We start from the raw sequence: 21,374 nt of genomic DNA, 5'->3' as shown, positions 1-21,374 counted from the left end.
GACCAATTTTTTATGGGTTGAAAAAATCAAAGTGCCTTGAGAGTCAGGCATGAGACTGCTGTAATCTCCCCAATTCCATCGCAGTCTTTGTTTTATTAACCGGATTGAAAAACTTTTTGAATTTGTATGATCATCAGGTTGTCACGGTGATTTTTCTCAAAATCAGAAATCAATGTCTTACAATAAACCGACTATAAAGTATGGGTGCGTCAATATCCACTTGTATGAGGAAAGGTGGCATTGATGTCCTCTGCATATACGATTGTGTCTAAGTACCCCACAGAAAGAGGTAAGTCATGAATGTAGATAAGTACATAGAGGAGTTGGATTCACCGATGAAAGAGATCGTGATGAAGCTGCGAAGAATTGTGACTGAATTTTCTAAAGGGTTAAAAGAAGAGTTAAAATGGAGGGTGCCAACCTATTCGCACAATAAGAACATTTGCTCCATCATGGCACATAGGTAGCATGTAAACTTTCAGTTAATGCAAGGAGCGCATATGGACGATGCCAAAGAGTTGGAAGGTACAGGGCGAGACATGAGACACATGAAGTTTTTTACACCCGAAGAAATAGACACGGTGAAAATTGAATATTACCTCCAAAGGGCAATGGATTTAGATAATGAATTGACATGATGAGCATGAGCTCAGTCAATTCATTCAATCACTGTTTCCTGCCAGGCTACATTCAATTGCTCAGCAAGTTGTACAGGTAACGGAATGGCCTATTGGTTCTTGTCATAATGATGAATTCTTTCGTGTTGATAACTTGATGGCGTCATGCCCATTTTCTGTTTGAAGAGGCGACGGAATACATTATCGTCAGAATAGCCTAATGAGTAAGCAATTTCTTTCACCGGTTTTTGGGTGGTGACCAATAAAGTACATGCATGGCTTATGCGTATACTGTCAATGAACGATTTAGGTGTTTCACCGGTTAACGCTTTCAGTTTACGATTCAATGTCCGTTCTGATATAGCCATCACTGCAGCTAAATCTTTGGTACTCATGGATTGGTAGTGCGCCTTGCGAATGGCATATTCAGCTTTTTCAAGGAATGGATGTTTAGCTGTTTGATAACCTTTGGGAACATATAAATTTTGGGACTTTGGTATGGCATCAACGACTGAAAAATCAGCCACTACTTGCGCGGTTTCGATACCAGCAAGTTTTTTAATGATGTGCAGTGTGATGGTTACCCAAGAAAGTGGCCCACCAGCTGTAATCAGGCCATTATCGTCAATCAGTTCGCTCGCCCATTGAGCGTTTGCATTGGGAAAACGGGTTTTTAGTTCATCATGTAACCACCAGGTTGTTGTGCATTGCCTGTTATTCAGAATACCTGCCTCCCCAAGTGCAAACACACCACTACAAGAGCCGCAAATCAGAGTGCCTTGTTGATGGCAATCTTGCAACCAAGACCTTGTGTTTAAATTGGTAACAGGATTGGGTGGACAACCGTGCCCATCTGGAACAAAACCAGGCACTAACAGGGCATCACAGTGACTGATGGCACTCAGATCTGAATCAACCTCGAAAGTCCGGCCATGTCCATCTGTAATTGGTTTTCCATCATGGTTAGCCAGGATGACGTTTGGGCTCCATTCAATTTCGTCAGGTGCTTCGTTTCCAGATTTCTGAACAAAGTGTAAGCCGCTTAATGACAGCACATCATGGATGCCCATTAAAGCTGAAGGCAGCACGTTGTTCATGGAAAGAATCACTATGGTCGGCATAAATCAGGTTTTTTCTCTGATTGGCAAATATTGCATGCATGTTGTCTTTTCTGCCACTAACTGTCAAGTGTTTTCCAAACTTAGAATAGCCATTCACTTATCTGAAGAGGTCTAAAAATGAAAACATCAAACGCAATCACTGACATCAGCCTATATCTAACCACAACGTTACTCGTTCTTATGAGCGCATCGGTATCCCACGCTCAAATCCAACCCAAACAGGAGACTATGATGAAAGAAGCCACTTACATTCCATTTACAGCGCAAACTGGCCAAAACAATAAGCTTGCAGATTTTCTGACTGAAGGGGCCAGGCTCGTCAGCGAAACTGAGCCCAATACCCTGTACTGGTATGCCCTCAAAAAAGCAGACGGTAGTTTTGGTATCTTTGATTTTTTTTCAAATGAAGCAGGCAGAGCCGAACACTTTGCTGGTCAGGTAGCGGCTGCTTTAAACGCCAATGCAGATACCCTGGTTGCGCAAGGGTGGGATGATGGGGTTGTTGCCAACATCACCAACGCCAGCGTGTTGTCCTACAAAGCGCCTGAAAAAAATTCAGCCAGTGCAACACAAGCGACCTATATTGTACTTAATGCACAGCCAGGAAAAGCACAGCCATTAGAGCAATTGTTGATAGGTGCAGCCACTGTAGTTAAACAAACTGAACCCAAAACCTTGCTGTGGACATCGCTTAAATTAAATGACCATAGCTACGCCATCTTTGATACCTTTACTGATGAAAGTGGCAGGGATGCTCATTTTTCCGGAAAAGTAGCGGCAGCACTTAAGCTGCATGCTGACGATCTTATTGTAGGGGGTTGGGAAAATGGTGTGCTAAAAAACGTTCATCATTTTGAGGTTATCGCAAAATCAGTGCCTGATTTATTCTACCAGCCCTGACCAACTGATCGTGGTTTTTGCGAACCCTGTGCCCGCATTGAGGTGTTGCTTTATAGCCCAAAAGGGGAATACCCTTTTGGGTTATCAGCAGAAAAAACCAGCAAGACAAGAATCAGGAATGATCTTGGGACTTCATTCAAAACTTTGGTCTTTCAGGTCGGTTGTCTGAGCAGTTGCTTCGCACTGCATATGTGTTCCTGACAAAAGTGAAAGCCGACTCTACGGATGGAGGAGTTAGGGTCTCGTCTGGAACAGAGACCGAGGCCTCGGCGATCATGTCGTGTGATCAAGCACGAACGACGTCATTCACACACGCTTTCTTTCGCAGAGCGAAAACCAGCAATCGTTCATTACCCATCCCATCACTCACGGCTTATCGATCATTCCATTATGGCTTCTTGACTTCGTCAAACCGCCATATCTGCATGATCTGCCTAACCAGGTCGGCGGGTCGAGCTGATCATCAGCTCTCCCAAGTACAAAAAAACGGGCCCATCAGGCCCGTTTTTTAACTCATCTCAATCAAAATCCTCAGGCTTCGCGGCTGGCGCGTTTACGTTCGTGTTCCAGTAAATGTCTTTTGCGAATACGGATCTCATCAGGAGTGACTTCCACCAACTCATCGTCTTCAATGAACTCCATGGATTGTTCCAGAGTCATTCGAATGGGGGGTACCAGATTCAGTGCATCGTCCTTACCGGAGGCACGGACGTTGGTCAGCTGTTTGCCTTTCAATGGATTGACCGTCAGGTCATTATCACGTGAATGAATGCCGATGACTTGCCCTTCATACACTTCAACATTGGCATCGATCAGCAGGCGACCACGATCCTGCAGGTTAAACAGGGCATAACCCAATGCTTTACCGGTACCATTGGCAATCAATACACCATTTTTTCGGCTTCTTTCAATGGTGTTCAGTTTGCGTCCATAGTGATCAAACACGTGGGTCAGGATACCGGAACCTGAGGTGGTGGTTTTGAATTCTGACTGATAGCCAATCAGGCCGCGGGCCGGAATGATGAAAGTCAGGCGAACACGACCTGTGTCATCCGGTACGATGTCTTTTACTTCTGCACGGCGACCCAGTAATTGCTCCATCACAGAGCCCTGATGTTCCTGCTCAATATCCACCACCAGGTCCTCATACGGCTCACACAATTCTCCGTCGATTTCACGGTAAATCACCTGTGGCCGTGAAATGGCCAGTTCAAAACCTTCACGACGCATGGTTTCAATCAGCACCGACAAATGCAGTTCGCCACGGCCTGATACTTTGAACTGATCAGAGTTTTCGGTTTCTTCAACCCGCAGGGCCACGTTATAGGTGGTTTCCCTTTCCAGACGGTCTTTGATTTGTCTGGAAGTCAGGAATTTTCCACTCTTACCGGCGAAAGGCGAATCATTGACACAGAACAACATCGAAATGGTTGGCTCATCCACAGTTAATGGAGGCAGAGCCTCCACATGATCTCGGTCACACATGGTGTCAGAAATGCCGATGTTGTCGATACCTGAGACGGCCACGATGTCACCCGCTGAGGCTTCTGAAACTTCAACGCGTTCCAGTCCTTTAAAGCCAAAAATTTTCAAGATCCGGCCATTGCGGGTTTTGCCATCTGAATCAATGACGGTCACTGGAGTATTGGTTTTGACAGTTCCTTTTTTGATGCGACCGATACCGATCAAGCCCAGAAAACTGTTGTAATCAAGGGTAGAAACCTGCATCTGGAACGGCGCTTCAATGTCCACATCCGGTGGACTCACTTTTTGTGTGATGGTTTCAAACAAGGGACGCATATCACCTTCACGGTTCTCATCGTCTTCTGAGGCATAACCATTGATGGCTGAGGCATAAATGATCGGAAAATCCAATTGTTCATCGGTAGCACCCAGTGAATCAAACAAATCAAAAGTCTGATCGATCACCCATTGAATTCGGGCGCCGTCACGATCAACCTTGTTGACCACAACCACAGGAGTGAAGCCCATTTCGAATGCTTTTTGGGTCACAAAGCGAGTTTGTGGCATGGGGCCATCGACGGCATCGACCAGTAACAAAACTGAATCAACCATACTCAATACTCGCTCCACCTCGCCACCAAAGTCGGCATGGCCCGGGGTGTCCACAATGTTGATTTTGTAACCTTCCCATTCAATCGATGTGTTTTTGGACAGGATGGTGATACCACGTTCTTTTTCCAGGTCGTTGGAATCCATCAGACGGTTTGGATCATCGGCCCGATCACCCAATGTGCCTGATTGTTTGAGGAGTTCATCAACCAGGGTGGTTTTGCCATGATCAACGTGGGCAATGATGGCGATGTTTCTGATTTTTTCTGTGGACATGTGAACGACCGGAGTTATAAAAGCCGCGCATTATAGCGTAATCATCTGAAATTATTGCTGTCTTTTGCCGTTTGCCGGGCTTTTTAACAGCAAATATCATCAATAATGACCAGTGGCAGGCTTGAGGTTGGTAAAATTGAACCTATTTTATCCGCTGGTATCTAATCTTACTGGTTGGATTTTTAAGTGAATTAACAGGTATATCAATGAAAAGAGTGCTTTTATTTATGGCCACCAACATCGCCATTCTGGCAGTGATCTCGGTGGTGATGCGGGTCTTCGGCTTTGACCATTACATGACTCAAAACGGTCTGGATTACCGTGCTTTGGCGGTGTTCTCGATTCTCTGGGGTTCGGTGGGGTCTTTCATCTCTCTGGCCATGTCCAAATGGATTGCCAAAAAATCGATGGGTGTTGAAATCATCGAACAACCCCGCAATGCCGATGAGCAGTGGTTGGTTGATACCGTCAGGCGACAGGCTGAAGCGGCCGGTATTGGAATGCCTGATGTTGGGGTGTTTCAGTCACCCAGTCCCAATGCCTTTGCCACCGGGATGAAAAAAAATGACGCCTTGGTGGCAGTCAGTACAGGTTTGTTACAAACCATGAAGCGCAATGAAGTAGAAGCCGTATTGGGTCATGAAGTGGCTCACGTAGCCAATGGTGACATGGTGACCATGGCTTTGTTGCAAGGTGTGTTGAACGCCTTTGTGATTTTCTTCTCGCGCATCATTGGTTATGCCATCGCTGCAGCCAGCCGTGATGAAAGGGGCGGTGGTTACACCATGGGCTCATTCATTGGAACCATCATCGCCCAAATTGTGCTTGGCTTTCTGGCGGCCATCATCATCAATTCATTCTCCAGGTGGCGTGAGTTTCATGCCGATGAAGGCGGCTCGCGTTTGGCTGGGAATCAGAACATGATTGATGCCCTCAAAGCTTTACAGCGCAGCACCCGCACTGAAAAACTGGAAGGCGAGTTTGCAGCCTTTGGAATTTCCGGTGGCAAAGCCACCCTGGCCAAACTGTTTTCTACCCATCCGCCTTTGGAAGACCGCATTGCGGCCCTGGAAAAGGCTCAATACAGCAGCAACCAGGTGATCAGCTGATCCACCATGTCATTGTTGTTGACTGGCCACACCAGTGAGCGCTTGAGGTTCAGAACAGTCAGGCAATCAGATTTTCCAATCTGGTTGCCTTTTTTTACTGATCCGGAAACCTCACGGCATTGGCAGATGCCGATCCAATCGCCGGATGAACAGTGTGCTCAATGGTATCGCTCGCAATTCCATCGCTACGACAACGGGCTTGGTGGCATGAATGCACTGCTGGAAAAAACAACCGGCCATATGGTTGGTCACTGTGGTTTGTTGGTGCAAAGGGTTGATGGACAAGATGAACTTGAAATCGGGTATTCCCTGTTGCCTCAATATTGGGGTCATGGATACGCCACTGAGGCTGCCAGGTGCTGTCGTGATTATGCGTTTTCTCAGCAATTGAGTGGGCATTTGATTGCCATCATTTCCACCACCAACCTGGCATCAGAACGGGTGGCCAGGGCCATTGGCATGCAGCCAGTCAGACAGACCATTTATCACGACAATCAGGTCAACATATTCCGCATCGACCGGGATACCTGGTGCTCGATACAGTCATGCACATGAGGGCAAAAAAATCTGATCTGGTTTCGTGATTGGGGGGTTGATCAGACAACAAGCCGGCCTCAGACCGGCTTGATTATTGTGCCCGCACACTTCAATTGCTGCCAGCTGATCCATCAAAGTTGTCAGCAAAAATGACATCCGGTATGGTGCGGTTAATGGTCACCATTTCACTGGGTGAAATGTTGGATCCGCCATTGTCGGTGTCGCCATTGTCTTGTAAATAAATCAGCAAACTGACCGAACCCGTTGCATCATCAGCCACCTCAAAATTCAGGTCTCCGGTTTGTACATCCACAGTCGGCGGGCTGATAAAAAAGCTGGCGTCACCAACGGTGTAGGTCACTCCGAAAGTCAGTTGTTGATTACTTTCATTGGCCGCACCGGGACTGATGTTGATGGCCCAGTTTTCATCGGTGATGGGTGGTGGGTCATTGCTGGAGATGTTGAACAATGTGGAGCCGTCAACTTCAAATGATGGCGGGTCATTGACCGGAACCACAGTGATGCCAAAGCTGACCTGGTCGCGATTCATGCGATCGGAAATGTGGTAAACCGAGAAGGCCTGACCATTTTCATCTGCCGGCGGAGTGTAGCTGAATGTGCCGTCCGCTTGCAGGTTGATCTGACCGGCATCATCCATGTCCAGGGTGTTGAGGTTTTGCAATCCGGCTGAGGTCACCCACAGCACGTCGTCGTCCAGGTCATTGGCCAGTAAACCGTCATCGGTACTGTCTGCCGGTGTTTGCTGACCATTCGCATCCAATGCATTCAGGGTATGGTCTTCCAACACTGAATAGAGGTCATTCACGGCCATCGGTTCAGGATCTATGCTGAGGGCATTCCGTTCGAAGGCACCTATGTCGCAGCTGCCTGCAAAATCGGTCACTGCAGGATCGTCCACTGCACGGGTCATTAACAGGTCTTCGTGATGACCTCTTTGATCACTGAGTTTGTTACCGCACTTGCCCTGATCAATCAATGGGGAATCAAATTCGATCGCCCGGGTCAGGGTTGGGCCTCCATTGTCTGCCAGTGGTTCCAGCCCCGGTGTGCCAACACCAGGTACCACAAAGTCATCATTGACATTGGGAGAGCCCATTGGAAAAGCCCCGGAAATACCCTGGTTGCCATTGATGAAATTATGACCAATGGAGTTGAATGACCCCGACAGGTTTGGTCGACTGGTGGTGGAATGATCGGTATTGCGGGCAATCACATTGTTAAAAATACCAATGGGTACCGATGAAGATGAATAGATGCCCCCTCCGGCATGACCGGTGTCAGAAAAATTGGCATCGGCCGTATTTCTGGTGAAAGTACTGTGTTTAATCGCCACTTCTGATACATCGGTTGGAAAACCCGGTCCGCCAATTGATATGGCTCCTCCGACACCATTCGCCGAATTGTCATCAAAGGTGCTTGAGTCTACCGCCAGGGTAGAGGTTGCTGTGGGCGAAGAAGACAGCATCCAAATGGCTCCGCCATAGGCATCACCACTGGGTAATGGAACGGCCTGGTTCAGGGCCCGGTTGGCAGTGAAGGTTGAGTTGATGACCTCGACCGTTTGAAAAGCACCAATGAATATGGCACCACCCCCGCCAGTGTTACCATTGGGCTGCAACACCGTTCCAATGGAGCTGTTGTCATCAAACGTACAGTGACTGATGGTGATGACATTGTTTACTGTACCGCCATAGCCAATCGCCAGCGCTCCACCGGCATATTCTGCGTAGTTGTTTTTGAACGTAACGCGTTCCAGTAACAGGTCGGAACTGGCCAATGAGACCAGCATGCCGCCACCCATGTTGTCAGGTGATGTACCGATACCAGCAAAACCGCCATTGATGGTCAGGTCGGAAACACTGAAGCTGGCAACCGCCAGGTTGTCAATGACCATCACCCGATCCAGGCCAATGCCTTGTAATGTCAGTAAGTCCTGATGAGGCCCCACAACAGCAACAGACTCTGTCAGTTCAAGTGCTGTTGGGACGATCACTGATGCGGGTAATATGTCTATGCTGAAATGAATTTCATCAATCACCGGAAAAGGTTCACCAGCCGCACATTCACCGCTGCTGACTCCGGATGCGAGGTTGCTGTTAGTGGCCTCGACGGCTTCCTGCAAAGTACAAAAGCCGTCTTCGGCCACCGGATTATTTGACTCAACACTGTTGACAGTGATGACTGCAGCCTGCAGGTCATCGCCAGGTTGTAAGCCCATCATAATACACAATAAGAACAACAAACGTTGCATGATAATCACCCTAGATAATGAACAGGGTTTCACTGTACCGGGGATTGGCAATCCAATCCTTTTCAGATCCTGATAACAACCTGATTTTGATGGATTCAGGATTAAATCAGCATTCAGAAAGCGGTTAATGGGTGTTTTTCTGCTTCAATGACGGTTGATGTCATTGAAACAATACAGGAGACAATCGAAATCATGAAGCTGATCGTAACTGCCTGTTCACCCGAACTGCTGCTGAATAAAACAGTTCGATTGTGGTGGCTGGTTCTGAGTGTCCTTGTCCTGTGTGTTGGGTGGTTCTGGACACGGATCGAGGATCGCCGATGGATACCTGTGATGGCACAAATCAGAGACCTGCGGGTCATTCATGCCGATCTGCGCAATGCGGATGTGGCTTCACAGGAGCTGCTTGTACAGTATGAGTTGAATTATGTGGTTGCAAGGAAAATCATCACCAGTCACCTGATAGTCAAACTGTCGCATTCACCGGTGGCAGGTATCATGACCAGCCTGGAAGCTGAATATTGGCTGATGCAAAAGGAAGCTGCAGTGATGTCTCCGGTCAGGGTATGGGTCAATGCCATCAATCCTCATCAGATACGTTGAATAACTGGTCTTTCAGGCCAGCTTTCAGGTTTCGGTTTCGGCCATTGAGGTATTGGCCTGGTTGGTAAGTTCATCGAGCAACCGACTGTCTTCTGTGGTCCACAGATCAGCTGCCTGCTGACGACACAGGTTCATGGTTTCCAGTGCTTTGATGGGTTCTCCCAGGCTCTGATAGGCCAGTGCGCGGAGCCGCAAATAGGGCAGCGCGAAGGGTTTGAATGCCGCTGCGTTGTCCAATTTTTGCAGAGCCAGTTCGGGCTGATTTTGTTGTAAGTGGATTTCAGCCAGGGTGTTGTTGATGTTGATGATTGATTCGCCATCTTCTGACTGTCTGGCCAGGGTCAGCGCCTGTTCTAGCGCTTGTCTGGCCTGTTCCAACCCTCCGGTCTGTAAGAGGACCCTCGCCTTAAGCCAATCCAGTCGTGGCTGCATGCGGGTTTCCTGTTGTTCATCAATGTGCTGCTGCAGGGCTGTGATTAACTCCGCTGTTCGTTGAATTTGTCCGGCATCGACCCATAAACTCAGCGCCAGCATCTGGTTTTTAATCAGTGCACGCTGATGACCGGTGGTTTCAGCCAGTTGGCGATGTTGTTCAAGGTGTCGCTCAGCAGCAGACCAATCACGCTGTTCTCTGGCCATGTCAAAAAACAATTGTCTGGCGGCCATCTGCATGGCCGGGTAATCAATTTCGGTGGCAATGGTCATCAACTGCTGGACTTGTTTGTGGGCGCGCTGGTGTTGTCCCTGAACCATCAGTACATAAGCCAGTTCATTCAGCGTGGCCCCTTCGCCCAGTTTGAAGCCCACTTCACGGGTTATGGCCAGTGACTCCTGCAAATGACTTTCTGCCAGTGCGTAGTTTGCCTGATGGCTGGCAATCCGGGCCAGTGAAGAGTGGGTTTTTGCTGCGCCCAGTGAATCCCGGTTGCGCTCAAACATGTCCAGAGCAAGTTGTAATTGTTCGCTGGCACCTTTCATTTCACCCTGTCTTTGTAATAATGAGCCTTTGAGGGCATGGACATCAGCCTGTAGCGCCGGTTGGGTGCGTTCATTCAGGTGTGATAGCACCCAATCAAGCTGTTGTTCGGCGGCGCTTGCCTGATTGCGATTCATCAGGGTGTAGGCGTATTCATACCTGGCTTTCAGCAAGGGCACAGAAACCTGATTTTGGTGGCGCTTAAATAAGTCTTCATATATTTGTTCGGCTTGCTCATATTCACCCATGGTATCCAGTATGTAGGCTGTGAGTGAGGTCACGGCAATACTCAATTCATTGTTCACCGGTAGCTGACTGAGGGTCTGCAGCGTGGCCAATGATCGATCCAACTTGTTTTGCAATTGCAGGACATGAGCCAGTTGAAAACGACCCAGTAAAAACCCAGGTGCTTCTTCAGTCACCAGTTCCAGTTGTTTCAACGCTTTGTCAAAGTCATTTTGACTGACGCTGTTCAGGGCCCGCAGATACAGTTCAGTGACATGTCCCTCAGACGGAATCAATGCAAGATGGTCATTGGCCAGCTTCATTCCGCCAATGTTTTCACTCAGCCATAGTGTGGCCTGATCCATCACCTTACTCAGGTTTGCCCCGGTAAAGCTTTTTTGTGCATTGATTTGTGGTCCATGCAAATCCAACTGCAATGTGTATGCTCCCTGTTGCTGAGAAATTGCCGTATTGGCTGTGATCAGCTGAGGATTGAATGACTGCTGACTGGTAATGTAACTCTGCTGATCAATAAACCGCGGGCGATCTGTTGCCGGCCTGACTGTGGCAGCCCCGCTGTAACTAAGCAGTTGTGAGATCATCTGTTCAGCACCGGATTGGGCCCAGTCGGCGTTGCTGGTGTCACTGATGATCATCACCTGAGGCCGTTCGGTTGGCTGAGTAGGACCTGACCTCTCAGAGAACTGCCAAAGCATGAGTCCCAGACATGTGATCACAATCACCAGCAATATGGGTTTTTGTTTGCCGGGCTGGGTGGTTTTTTCTGTGCAGGTGACTTCAGGAATGAATCTGATGCCTTGACCGTAAACCGTCTCAATATAGTCGCCTGATTGATATCCGTGCAACAATTTACGCAGTTTTGAAATGCTCTGATCTATGGTGTTGTCACTGACGATTCGACCTTTCCAGACATGCGCTATCAAATCGTCCTTGCTGTGAATTTGATCTGCGTGAGACAGCAGGTACACCAACAGGTGATAACCTTGCCTGGTCAGGGGTATCGGTTGAGAGCCGTGGTGTAATTCATTGGTTTTCAGATCCAGCTCAAAGCCTGCGAATCGATACTTCATGGGTCAAAGGCGCGTTTAAATATCACTATGATAACACCGACGATCGCTGATCAGACAGCCTTTAAAAAAAGTTGATCATCATGCAGCATCATTGCACAGACTGACGCTTTGCTATGACGCGTCTTAAGATCAGCTTTCAACACATTCTGTCAGCAGGCCTGGCATCGTTGCTGACGCAGCTGTCTGGCAACAAAAATACTGGGGATGAAGTCATCATGTGATGATGAACAAGGAGGGGATTTTGCCTGCACAACATATCGCAATCTGTCGGGTCTTACTGAAAATATTCAGACCTGGAGAAGCTCATTCATCATCGGTGTTCCATCGGCTGGATGCGAACCTTACGGGAAGCGGTTACACAATGAACTGGTTGAGGTGTTCAATCTCCGGTAAAGACTGGGGTTCTCTGACAGGTAAGGAACGGGCCTCCAGCTTTAGTTTTTCGGCTTCCTGGAGGAATTGTTGATACAAAGACTGACGAAGCATCGGTGACAAGGCTTGTTGGTTGTCCCGGTCCTGCTTGAACGCTTCATCCAGAGACAATTCGGGACACTTGCCATCATCATGGATGTGCTGCCAGCAGGCTTGTTTCAGGCAGAATTTATACCAGGGTAAAAATTCTGCGCCATTGTCGGCTATGAAGTTAACGCAATCGATGATGTACTGCACTTCAGGTTGATCCATGATGTAGTGGAAACCTATCCGGCACCAACCTGGCTTGATGCCATGGTAGCCTTTTTGGATCAACGCCCGGTATTGTTCCGAGGTGTCCTCATCAATGCCCAGCAATTGGTGGCCATATGGTCCGGCACAAGAACAGCCAGCCCTTGATTGAATGCCGAACAGGTCATTGAGCAGCACGGTGACAAATTTTGGGTGCAGGTATTTCCCTGAGGCTGTTTTGATGTTAAAGGACACAATGCCCACGCGGTTGGCAGGATTTTGATCTCCCAGGATTTCAATCCTTGGGTGTTTTTGCCAGGCGTCAAATGCCTGACGCAACCAGCCTTGTTCAATGTTGTGGATTTGTTCAACGCCAAATTTTTCTTTTACTTCGAAGCACAAAGCCGCCCGCATGATTTGCAGCACCCCCGGCGTTCCTGCCTTTTCCCGCTCCTCAATGTCATCAATAAAGTCATGGTCGTGCCGGGCCACATAACTGACTGTGCCCCCGCCGGAAACGGTGGGTTGAAGCGCTGATTGATAGAGTTTTTTGTTGAACACCAGAACTCCAGTTGAGCCTGGGCCACCAAGGAACTTATGGGGTGATATGAACACCGCATCATAAGATCCTTCCGGGTCATCAGCCGGGTGCATGTCGATGTCTACATAAGGTGCACTGGCAGCATAGTCAAAAAAGGCCAGGGCGCCATGTTGATGTAATAAGCGGGCAATGGTTCGGGTTTGAGAAACCAATCCGGTGACATTGGAAGCCGCAGAGAATGAACCAATTTTCAGGCGATCCTGGTATTCCGGCTTTTGCAATAATCCGCTCAATTGTGCCAGGTCAGCATGACCGTTGGCATCCAGGTCCAGTTCCACCACTTCACACAGGCCGTCCCGCCAGGAAATTTCATTGCTGTGATGCTCATAAGGGCCGACAAAAATGACCGGTGACTTGGCTTTGATTTTATCCAGGTCACAATCTGCTGAACGTTCAATCTGTGCCCGGGTTGCCGGTGGCAAATAAGTGCCCAGGATTTGCTGTATTTTGTTGATTGCACCAGTGGCACCTGTACCTGTACAGATGATGCGGTCATGTTCATTGGCGCCAACCGAATCTTTGATGCGTTGCTCCGCATCATGTAACAAGCGGGTCATAGATCGCCCTGTCATGTCATCTTCGGTGTGGGTGTTGGCATAGTGCCGCTGCAGTTTCATCAGATAATGTTCAATGAAATTCAGTGTGCGACCCGATGCGGTGTAGTCACAATAGGTCATCAAACGCTGGCCAAATGGCGTACAAAAAGGTGCGTCAACACCAATGATGGCTTGTCTTAAACAGTCAGGGCGCAGGTTGTTGTCAGTAACACTCATGTCAATTTGATGATGAAACAGCCCAGCATTTTAGGTCACTTTGCCCCTGATTGACAGTTGAATCACTAAATATTAGCAAGTTCTTATTCACTGGCAATCCACCTGACATGTAAATCAGAAAAAAACAGAGGATTGATCATAAACATCTGCAACCAACTGACTTATGATAGAGTCATGGATGTCAGAATTGCACACGTCATAGATCACATCAATGAGCACCTTGCTGAGCCCATGAACAACCGTGAACTGGCGCAGATCGCTTGTTTGTCAGAGGCGCAGTTTTATCCGTTGTTCAAACGGGAGGCAGGAATGCCTCCCGGTCAACTGATCACCCACCTCAGATTATCCAAAGCCCATGAGCAATTGTTGCTGGGGTCAGTGAACATACAACAATTATCTGAACAATGTGGATACCGCAATTATGAAACCTTCTCCAGGGCCTTTAAAGCCAAATTTGCCCTTGCTCCAGATGACCTGGCCAAGATTGTTGATCACATCAAAGAACTTCAGTCAGATCCGGATGGGGTATTTGTGCTGGCCGTCGATGCTGATGACCAGCCTCATATGGAATCGATGTTAAAAACCATAATTGAGCAGCACTGTATCAGTGATGAACAGCTAAAGGATGCGGTTTTTTTTAAAGTACAGGATCAACCTGCTGACCGCCATAACCATCAGGTCAGGATAAAAAATAAATTCACCGTTTCAGCCGCCACTGACTTGTCCGGGCTATTGGAGCATACATGACTTTGTTGTGGCTCTACCAAATGATGTTGCTGGTGGTCATTGGGGTTTTGTTGCCAGTCATGGCGGTGCGGAACAGCGCTGACACCCGGCACATATTGCAGCAGCGTCCTGGATTAAGGGCCACTTTTTATCAGCAAGGCGCCATCATGCAATGGTTTCTGGTGGCGCTGATTCTGGTGGCCCAATGGTGGCAGGGAGGTGGTTTGAGTGCCATTGGCTGGAGCACCGCCTTGTCATGGCATTTTTGGCTGTCCATGAGCGGTTTGGTCATGGTATCCATCCTGACATGGAAGCTATATTGTCCGGGACCAATGGTCGGTGCTTGGTTGGTGCGACTGTATTCGCATGTGGCGCATTATCTGCCTGTTGATACTCGATCATACAGCTGGGGTGTGGTTATGGCAGTTACTGCCGGCATATGTGAAGAGCTGATTTATCGCGGTCTGCTTTATCATCTGTTAATCCAGTGGATACCGGATTGGTCAGGCATGATATTGGCAAATGTGGTGTTCGCTGTGACACATTACAGCACTGGATGGGTCAATGCAGCAGGTGCTTTTGTCTTGGGCCTGCTGTTTTCCTGGTTGTACTGGTTGACTGGTGACCTGTGGTTATCCATGTGGCTGCATGCAGCGATTGATTTACTGGCCGTGACCCTGTACCCACTGGCGGTGAGAAACAAACCTTCATGAGGAATAATCCGGGAGCGTGATTCATGGGCAGCTCCGACTGCTTGCTGAGGGCATGATCAAATCACCTTGATTGTTCGTGATCTGAGCCATTGCTGCTCCTTGTTTTCCAGGAGAAGTTACATGTGCCCTCGTCAATCATATTCGCAGTGGAGCGCTGATGATCAGCTCGACCCGCCGACTTGGTTAGGCAGATCATGCAGGTATGGCGGTTTGACGAAGTCAAGAAGCCATCATGGAATGATCGATAAGCCGTGAGCGATAGCGAATCAGAGCGTCGGGCACTTGATCACACGACATGATCGCCGAGGCCTCGGTCTCTGTTCCAGACGAGACCCTAACTCCTCCATCCGTAGAGTCGGCTTTCACTTTTGTCAGGAACAATCGTGAATGAAGTCCCAAGGTCATTCCTATCAAACGTCCAAATGGCTGATTTGCTTTCGCACTCCAGTGTGCAGATGAATGAATCAAGACCAGGGCAACCTGACTCGATTGCCCTGACGGTTAAAACAGTCCTTTCAGGACAAAGCCTTGACCACATCTAATGTGGCTTTGGCGCGGTTCAGGGTGTAAAAGTGAATGCCCGGGACACCCTGTTCCAGTAACTGCTCACACAGGCGGATGGTGAAATCTGTGCCAAACTGTTGTATGGATTTGCGGTCATCGCCGAAACTCTGTAATTTGTATTGCAGCCAGCGGGGCATGTCGGTGCCACAAAATCCACAAAACCGTTTGATGTTGGCAAAATTGGTGATGGGCATGATGCCCGGTGTGATGGGGGTGTCGATCCCGGCTTTTTCACAGTGGTCAAGGAAGTTAAAATAAGCTTCCGGGTTGAAGAAAAACTGTGTAATGGCACGGTCCACGCCTGCATCCACCTTTTGTTTAAAATATTTGATTTCTGACTCAAAGGATTCCGTTTCCGGGTGTACTTCTGGGTAACAGCCCACCGTGACGTGGAAGGTGTCAGGATATTTTTCATGAATGAATTCAATCAATTCATTGGCATATCGGAAGTACCCCACCGAGCCCATTCCAGAAGGTACATCCCCACGCAAGGCCAGGATGTCAGTGATGCCATGATCCAGATATTGTTGCAGAAGGGTCTGTATTTCGTCGGGAGTACCTCCCATGCAAGACAGGTGTGGGATGACTTTCGGTGTGTCATGGGTTTTCAGTTCAAGGACGGTTTCAGCCGTGGCAGTGATGGTTGAGCCGCCGGCCCCAAAGGTCACTGAAAAGAAATCCGGGTTCAGTTTTCTTAATCGGGCCTGGGTGTCCAGCAGGATGACTTTTTGTTCATTGGTTTTGGGTGGAAAAAACTCAAAACTCAGACCGAAATTGTGCTTATTCATATTGGTTATACCCCAAGAAAAAAGCCAGACGTGAGCCTGGCTTTGTTTCTGATTCAACGATTGGAATGAATCCGTGCATCAGTATCTGTAGTGTTCAGGTTTGTAAGGACCTTCGACTTCTACACCGATGTATTTGGCTTGCTTGTCTGTCAGTGTGGTGAGTTTGGCACCAACACGCTCCAGATGCAATTTGGCCACTTTTTCATCGAGGTGCTTGGGCAATACATACACGTCGTTGTTGTAGTTATCGCCATTCTTGAATAACTCGATTTGCGCCAGAACCTGGTTGGTAAAGGAGTTAGACATCACAAAGCTTGGGTGACCGGTGCCACAGCCCAGATTCACCAGGCGACCTTTGGCAAGCAGGATGATGCGTTTGCCATCTTCAAAGATCACATGATCAACCTGGTCTTTGATGCCGTCCCATTCACAGTTTTTCTCCAGTGAGGCGACATCAATTTCGTTGTCGAAATGACCAATGTTACAGACGATGGCCTGATCTTTCATGGCTTTCATGTGCTCATAACTGATGATCTGATAGTTACCAGTGGCAGTCACGAAAATATCGGCATCTTTAACTGCGTCTTCGAGGGTTACCACCGGGTAGCCTTCCATCGAAGCCTGCAGTGCACAAATGGGATCGATTTCGGTGACCGAAACAATGGCACCCAATGCGCGGAGTGAAGCAGCGGAACCTTTGCCCACGTCTCCGAAACCACAAACCACGGCTTTTTTACCAGCAACCATTACGTCAGTGGCACGTTTAATGGCATCAACCAGCGATTCACGACAACCATACAAGTTGTCGAACTTGGATTTGGTTACTGAGTCATTGACGTTAATTGCCGGAAATGGCAGGTCACCGGATTTAGCCATGTCATACAGGCGTTTCACACCAGTGGTGGTCTCTTCAGTCACACCTTGAATTTCAGCCAGGGTTTTGCTGTACCAGCCTGGTTTGGTGGTCAGGCGTTTTTTGATCGATGCAAACAGGAAGGTTTCTTCTTCAGAACCAGGATTGTCAAGGATGCTGGCATCTTTCTCTGCTTTGCTGCCGAGAATCAGTAACATGGTGGCATCACCACCATCATCCAAAATCATATTGGGTGCACCACCGTCATGCCATTCCATGATGCGGTGAGTGTATTCCCAGTACTCTTCCAGGGTTTCGCCTTTAACCGCAAAAACAGGAATGTCCTGGTCAGCCATGGCTGCAGCAGCATGGTCCTGAGTGGAATATATGTTACAGGAAGCCCAGCGGACTTCAGCGCCCAAAGCACGCAGTGACTCAATCAATACGGCGGTCTGAATGGTCATGTGCAGGGAACCGGCAATGCGGGCCCCTTTCAAAGGCTGAGCCTCTTTGTATTCTTCACGGATCTGTACCAGACCAGGCATTTCGGTTTCCGCGATGCGAATTTCTTTGTGACCAAATTCTGCCAGGCCTATGTCGGCAATGACGTAATCAGGTTTGATGTTTTTAACAGTTTCGGTTGTCATAATGTTCTCTGTTTAATGTTTGTTTCAAAGGGTGGGTTAAGGTCACAGTCCGGCTTCTGAACGAAGGAGTTCAGCTTTGTCAGTCCGCTCCCAGGTAAAGTCAGCATCTTCACGGCCCATGTGGCCGTATGCTGCAGTCTTCTGATAAATGGGGCGAATCAGATCCAGGCTGGTGATGATGCCATATGGCCTCAGGTCAAAATGCGTTCTTACGAGTTTCTCAATGGTGGCTTCAGGCACTTTATTGGTGCCAAAAGTGGTCACACTGATTGAAGTGGGTTCGGCCACACCAATGGCATATGAAACCTGAATTTCGCAGCGCTCAGCCAAGCCGGCTGCAACAATGTTTTTAGCCACATAACGACAGGCATAGGCCGCAGAACGGTCTACTTTGGAAGGGTCTTTACCGGAAAATGCACCGCCGCCATGACGGGCCATGCCGCCATAGGTATCGACAATGATTTTACGACCAGTCAGTCCACAGTCGCCTACCGGACCGCCAATGACAAAATTACCGGTTGGGTTGATGTGGTACTGGGTGTTTTTATCCAGCCAGTTGGCAGGCAGCACCGGTTTAATGATTTCTTCCATCACGGCTTCGCGCAGATCAGTCAACGAAATGTCTGGATCATGTTGAGTGGACAGAACCACTGCGTCAATGGCCACTGGTTTATCGTTTTCATAACGGAAGGTCAGTTGGGATTTGGCATCCGGACGCAGCCATGGCAGCGTACCGGCTTTGCGAACTTCGGCCTGTTTTTTAACCAGCAGGTGAGAATAGGTGATGGGTGCAGGCATCAACACATCGGTTTCATTCGATGCATAACCGAACATCAGTCCCTGGTCTCCGGCACCTTGTTCTTCAGGGCTTTGGCGATCGACACCCATGTTGATGTCATGAGATTGTTTGCCGATCAGTGACATCACCGCACAGCTGTTGCCGTCAAAACCGACGTCTGAACTGTCATAGCCGATGTCAACGATGACTTTTCTGACCAGCTCATCCAGGTCAATCCACGTATTGGTGGTGATTTCACCTGACACAATGGCTGTTCCGGTTTTAACCATGGTCTCACAGGCCACCCGTGCTTTTGGGTCATCTTTAATGATCGCATCCAGTACCGCGTCAGAAATCTGATCGGCGACTTTATCCGGATGCCCTTCGGACACTGATTCCGAGGTGAATAAGTAGTTGCTCATGATGATATATATCTCTTAATTCGGATAAAGAGATATATTATCTATTTTTTTGTGAAAATGTCTACTTAAAAGCGAGAATATTCTGTGATAAAGCTTGTAATTTTGCGCTTCATTTCTTATCTTGCACCTGAAATCAAACTTTTGCCTGTTATGTTGCATACTTTAAAAGGAATACTGGCTGCACTGGTGTTTATCCTGAATACCGTCTTTATGGTGACTTTGCTGTTGATACTGGCATTGTTCAAATTCTTAATACCCATACCTGGCTTCAGGGTCTGGGTATCGCGATGGTTGGTGGGTGTGGCTGAATCCTGGGTTACCATAAACAGCCAGGGTCATCGGTTGTTGCATGGTGAAAAAATCATGATCGAACAGATGCCTGAATTGAACCGCGATGAGTGGTATCTGGTGGTGGCCAATCATCGGAGCATGGTCGATATCCCGGTGCTGCAGGCGGTGTTTAATAAGCAGATACCATTTTTGAAATTTTTTCTCAAACAACAACTGATCTGGGTGCCATTTTTAGGGCTGGCCTGGTGGGCACTGGATTTTCCCTTTATGAAACGATACAGCCGGGCGTTTGTCAAAAAACACCCTCATCTGAAAGGTAAGGACATGGAGCAAACCCAGAAGTCATGTGAAAAGTTCAAGCACTTTCCTACCACTGTGATCAATTTTGTGGAGGGTACCCGCTTCACTGTTGAGAAACATCAGGCTCAGCAATCACCTTATGAATATCTGCTGAAACCCAAAGCCGGGGGCATTGGTTTCGTACTTGGCAGTATGGGTGAGCAGATGAAACAACTGTTACTGGTTACGGTGGCTTACCCAGGTGGAGCTCCTTCTTTCTGGCAATACCTCAGTGGCCGTTTTGCGCCAGCGATGCTCAGTTGTGAAAAAATTGTTATCCCTGATACATTGTTGAACAAAAACTACCAGACCGACGAAAATTTCAAAAGGGAATTGTTTAAATGGAGTGAAAATTTATGGTATAAACAGGATAACAAACTTCAGGCAATTTATGAGCGAACAGACATTTAAAGTGGTTTTCAAGGGAAAAGCAGCCCGTGGAGTTGAGCTGGCCAAAGCCAAAGCCAACTTCGCCAAGTTGTTTAAACTTCCTGAGGCCAAAGTGGAAGTGATGTTTGATGGCAAGCAAAGGACTCTCAAAAAGGCCATGCCTATGGATAAAGCCAGCCACTTCAGAGAAGTGTTGAAAAAAGCCGGTATCCGGGTGAGCTTGGTGAAAAATGTCGTGGAAGAAGTACCCAAGGGGGCAGAAGAGTGGGAATTGAATGATCCGGGTACGGTAATTCTCAGGCCAGTAACAGCACCTGAAAGGCACATCGAAACCGCTCACATCAAAGTCGATGTTGATTTTGACAAACTGGAAGACAAGCCACAGGCCGATCCACCCGAAGTGGACATCGATCACATTGTGATTGATGACTCTGAAGAACCCATCATTCAAACCAAAGAGGTCGAAATTCCTGATTTTGACACCACTGGGTTGGATGTTGAAGAGGCCGGTGCCATCATTGTTAAACAAAAGAAAATTGAAACCCCACAGATTCCAATTGATGACCTGGATCTGGACGATTCGGGTGATGCTTTGGTGGAAAAGAAAAAAGTACCCGAGCCGGAAATCGATATTTCCAATATTTCACTCAATGTAGAATAAAAGTTTTTTTCACATCAAATCAGCCGGCCCTGAAATCTCAGTGCAAATCTTTATCACATGAGATTTTGTGACAGGTTCCAGAGTGTAGCCGGTGTCATTGCCCCAGGTAATCAAAAATCAGCTTGGTGATTCACAGTCGCCACCTCCAATAATAAGACAGTATCAATCATCAGCTGTGCAACTAAATACCCAGTGATCCGTTCAATATTCGACCAGGTTATGAAGTACCGGTATCTGGCAACACACAGCATTTTGCGCCTGAAAGTCAATCAACAAAAAAACCTCAGAACGATTGGTTATATAGACGTCTAAACGTCTTGACATCTGAAATGATCCAGGTAAGATATGGGCATTTAGACGGCCAA

The 21,374-nt window shown here is 48.0% G+C and carries 18 protein-coding genes; 10 read left to right on the top strand and 8 right to left on the bottom strand.

Features of this window, described 5'->3' with window-relative positions; all coding sequences use genetic code 11:
- The first annotated feature begins 296 nt into the window (after positions 1-296).
- Both B0475_RS18035 and B0475_RS17625 read left to right on the top strand, forming a co-directional pair.
- Positions 297-467, top strand: a complete 171-nt coding sequence (locus B0475_RS18035) for a DUF1801 domain-containing protein (protein WP_109862363.1) — start codon at positions 297-299, stop codon at positions 465-467.
- Positions 468-500: 33 nt separating this feature from the next.
- Entirely contained in the window at positions 501-638 is a 138-nt protein-coding gene (locus B0475_RS17625) for a hypothetical protein (protein WP_157892767.1), read from the top strand.
- An 89-nt stretch (positions 639-727) separates the two neighbouring features.
- Here the strand turns inward: B0475_RS17625 and B0475_RS07180 are convergent, their stop codons facing one another.
- Complete coding sequence (locus B0475_RS07180; protein WP_232781854.1) at positions 728-1,714, bottom strand: GlxA family transcriptional regulator; 987 nt, start codon at positions 1,712-1,714, stop codon at positions 728-730.
- A gap of 252 nt (positions 1,715-1,966) precedes the next feature.
- Between B0475_RS07180 and B0475_RS07175 the strand changes: the two genes are divergently transcribed.
- Positions 1,967-2,638, top strand: coding sequence for a hypothetical protein (locus B0475_RS07175; RefSeq protein ID WP_232781853.1), 672 nt, complete (start codon positions 1,967-1,969; stop codon positions 2,636-2,638).
- Between the two features lie 531 nt (positions 2,639-3,169).
- Here B0475_RS07175 and typA read toward each other — a convergent pair.
- Positions 3,170-4,987: a translational GTPase TypA gene (gene typA / locus B0475_RS07170; protein WP_077411127.1), complete on the bottom strand. Its 1,818-nt coding sequence runs from the start codon at positions 4,985-4,987 to the stop codon at positions 3,170-3,172.
- 206 nt (positions 4,988-5,193) lie between these two features.
- Between typA and htpX the strand changes: the two genes are divergently transcribed.
- The gene (gene htpX, locus B0475_RS07165; RefSeq protein ID WP_077411126.1) at positions 5,194-6,096 is read left to right on the top strand and encodes a protease HtpX; all 903 of its coding nucleotides are present in this window, start codon (positions 5,194-5,196) and stop codon (positions 6,094-6,096) included.
- Positions 6,097-6,102: 6 nt separating this feature from the next.
- Positions 6,103-6,651: a GNAT family N-acetyltransferase gene (locus B0475_RS07160; RefSeq protein ID WP_077411125.1), complete on the top strand. Its 549-nt coding sequence runs from the start codon at positions 6,103-6,105 to the stop codon at positions 6,649-6,651.
- Between the two features lie 91 nt (positions 6,652-6,742).
- Here the strand turns inward: B0475_RS07160 and B0475_RS07155 are convergent, their stop codons facing one another.
- Complete coding sequence (locus B0475_RS07155) at positions 6,743-8,905, bottom strand: choice-of-anchor Q domain-containing protein (protein WP_077411124.1); 2,163 nt, start codon at positions 8,903-8,905, stop codon at positions 6,743-6,745.
- A 192-nt stretch (positions 8,906-9,097) separates the two neighbouring features.
- On the opposite strand from B0475_RS07155, the gene B0475_RS07150 reads away from it, so the two are divergent.
- Positions 9,098-9,508, top strand: coding sequence for a hypothetical protein (locus B0475_RS07150; protein WP_157892766.1), 411 nt, complete (start codon positions 9,098-9,100; stop codon positions 9,506-9,508).
- Positions 9,509-9,532: 24 nt separating this feature from the next.
- Here the strand turns inward: B0475_RS07150 and B0475_RS07145 are convergent, their stop codons facing one another.
- Both B0475_RS07145 and B0475_RS07140 read right to left on the bottom strand, forming a co-directional pair.
- Positions 9,533-11,800 carry a tetratricopeptide repeat protein gene (locus B0475_RS07145; protein WP_077411122.1) on the bottom strand — a complete coding sequence of 756 codons (2,268 nt, stop codon included), beginning with the start codon at positions 11,798-11,800 and terminating at the stop codon, positions 9,533-9,535.
- A 354-nt stretch (positions 11,801-12,154) separates the two neighbouring features.
- A complete protein-coding gene (locus tag B0475_RS07140) occupies positions 12,155-13,837 on the bottom strand; it encodes an aminotransferase class V-fold PLP-dependent enzyme (RefSeq protein WP_077411121.1) in 1,683 nt (560 codons plus the stop codon).
- 174 nt (positions 13,838-14,011) lie between these two features.
- Here B0475_RS07140 and B0475_RS07135 point away from each other — a divergent pair, with 174 nt between their 5' ends.
- Both B0475_RS07135 and B0475_RS07130 read left to right on the top strand, forming a co-directional pair.
- Positions 14,012-14,584 carry a helix-turn-helix domain-containing protein gene (locus B0475_RS07135; protein ID WP_077411120.1) on the top strand — a complete coding sequence of 191 codons (573 nt, stop codon included), beginning with the start codon at positions 14,012-14,014 and terminating at the stop codon, positions 14,582-14,584.
- A complete protein-coding gene (locus B0475_RS07130; protein ID WP_077411119.1) occupies positions 14,581-15,276 on the top strand; it encodes a CPBP family intramembrane glutamic endopeptidase in 696 nt (231 codons plus the stop codon). The genes B0475_RS07135 and B0475_RS07130 overlap by 4 nt, the downstream gene beginning before the upstream one ends.
- A gap of 515 nt (positions 15,277-15,791) precedes the next feature.
- Here the strand turns inward: B0475_RS07130 and metF are convergent.
- The 3 genes from metF to metK all read right to left on the bottom strand — a co-directional run bounded on the left by metF (position 15,792) and on the right by metK (position 19,328).
- Positions 15,792-16,628 carry a methylenetetrahydrofolate reductase [NAD(P)H] gene (gene metF / locus B0475_RS07125; RefSeq protein ID WP_077411118.1) on the bottom strand — a complete coding sequence of 279 codons (837 nt, stop codon included), beginning with the start codon at positions 16,626-16,628 and terminating at the stop codon, positions 15,792-15,794.
- Between the two features lie 78 nt (positions 16,629-16,706).
- Positions 16,707-18,128 (bottom strand): adenosylhomocysteinase, encoded by a 1,422-nt coding sequence (gene ahcY / locus B0475_RS07120; RefSeq protein ID WP_077411117.1) that lies wholly within the window; start codon positions 18,126-18,128, stop codon positions 16,707-16,709.
- 42 nt (positions 18,129-18,170) lie between these two features.
- The gene (gene metK / locus B0475_RS07115) at positions 18,171-19,328 is read right to left on the bottom strand and encodes a methionine adenosyltransferase (protein ID WP_077411116.1); all 1,158 of its coding nucleotides are present in this window, start codon (positions 19,326-19,328) and stop codon (positions 18,171-18,173) included.
- A 150-nt stretch (positions 19,329-19,478) separates the two neighbouring features.
- On the opposite strand from metK, the gene B0475_RS07110 reads away from it, so the two are divergent.
- Together B0475_RS07110 and B0475_RS07105 are read left to right on the top strand one after the other, a co-directional pair.
- Positions 19,479-20,369 carry an acyltransferase gene (locus B0475_RS07110; protein WP_077411115.1) on the top strand — a complete coding sequence of 297 codons (891 nt, stop codon included), beginning with the start codon at positions 19,479-19,481 and terminating at the stop codon, positions 20,367-20,369.
- Positions 20,350-21,009 (top strand): hypothetical protein, encoded by a 660-nt coding sequence (locus B0475_RS07105; RefSeq protein WP_077411114.1) that lies wholly within the window; start codon positions 20,350-20,352, stop codon positions 21,007-21,009. Before B0475_RS07110 ends, B0475_RS07105 begins: the two co-directional genes overlap by 20 nt.
- The last annotated feature ends 365 nt before the right edge of the window (positions 21,010-21,374 follow it).

This window comes from Marinicella sediminis (genome assembly GCF_002000055.1).
Lineage (GTDB): Bacteria > Pseudomonadota > Gammaproteobacteria > Xanthomonadales > Marinicellaceae > Marinicella > Marinicella sediminis.
This window is presented reverse-complemented; position numbering and strand designations above follow the sequence as displayed.

Bases quoted from the DNA above. Each gene is read 5' to 3' on its own strand.
- B0475_RS18035 (WP_109862363.1), top strand. From the start codon at position 297: ATGAATGTAGATAAGTACATAGAGGAGTTGGATTCACCGATGAAAGAG.
- B0475_RS17625 (WP_157892767.1), top strand. From the start codon at position 501: ATGGACGATGCCAAAGAGTTGGAAGGTACAGGGCGAGACATGAGACAC.
- B0475_RS07180 (WP_232781854.1), bottom strand. From the start codon at position 1,714: ATGAACAACGTGCTGCCTTCAGCTTTAATGGGCATCCATGATGTGCTG.
- B0475_RS07175 (WP_232781853.1), top strand. From the start codon at position 1,967: ATGATGAAAGAAGCCACTTACATTCCATTTACAGCGCAAACTGGCCAA.
- typA (WP_077411127.1), bottom strand. From the start codon at position 4,987: ATGTCCACAGAAAAAATCAGAAACATCGCCATCATTGCCCACGTTGAT.
- htpX (WP_077411126.1), top strand. From the start codon at position 5,194: ATGAAAAGAGTGCTTTTATTTATGGCCACCAACATCGCCATTCTGGCA.
- B0475_RS07160 (WP_077411125.1), top strand. From the start codon at position 6,103: ATGTCATTGTTGTTGACTGGCCACACCAGTGAGCGCTTGAGGTTCAGA.
- B0475_RS07155 (WP_077411124.1), bottom strand. From the start codon at position 8,905: ATGCAACGTTTGTTGTTCTTATTGTGTATTATGATGGGCTTACAACCT.
- B0475_RS07150 (WP_157892766.1), top strand. From the start codon at position 9,098: ATGAAGCTGATCGTAACTGCCTGTTCACCCGAACTGCTGCTGAATAAA.
- B0475_RS07145 (WP_077411122.1), bottom strand. From the start codon at position 11,800: ATGAAGTATCGATTCGCAGGCTTTGAGCTGGATCTGAAAACCAATGAA.
- B0475_RS07140 (WP_077411121.1), bottom strand. From the start codon at position 13,837: ATGAGTGTTACTGACAACAACCTGCGCCCTGACTGTTTAAGACAAGCC.
- B0475_RS07135 (WP_077411120.1), top strand. From the start codon at position 14,012: ATGGATGTCAGAATTGCACACGTCATAGATCACATCAATGAGCACCTT.
- B0475_RS07130 (WP_077411119.1), top strand. From the start codon at position 14,581: ATGACTTTGTTGTGGCTCTACCAAATGATGTTGCTGGTGGTCATTGGG.
- metF (WP_077411118.1), bottom strand. From the start codon at position 16,628: ATGAATAAGCACAATTTCGGTCTGAGTTTTGAGTTTTTTCCACCCAAA.
- ahcY (WP_077411117.1), bottom strand. From the start codon at position 18,128: ATGACAACCGAAACTGTTAAAAACATCAAACCTGATTACGTCATTGCC.
- metK (WP_077411116.1), bottom strand. From the start codon at position 19,328: ATGAGCAACTACTTATTCACCTCGGAATCAGTGTCCGAAGGGCATCCG.
- B0475_RS07110 (WP_077411115.1), top strand. From the start codon at position 19,479: ATGTTGCATACTTTAAAAGGAATACTGGCTGCACTGGTGTTTATCCTG.
- B0475_RS07105 (WP_077411114.1), top strand. From the start codon at position 20,350: ATGAGCGAACAGACATTTAAAGTGGTTTTCAAGGGAAAAGCAGCCCGT.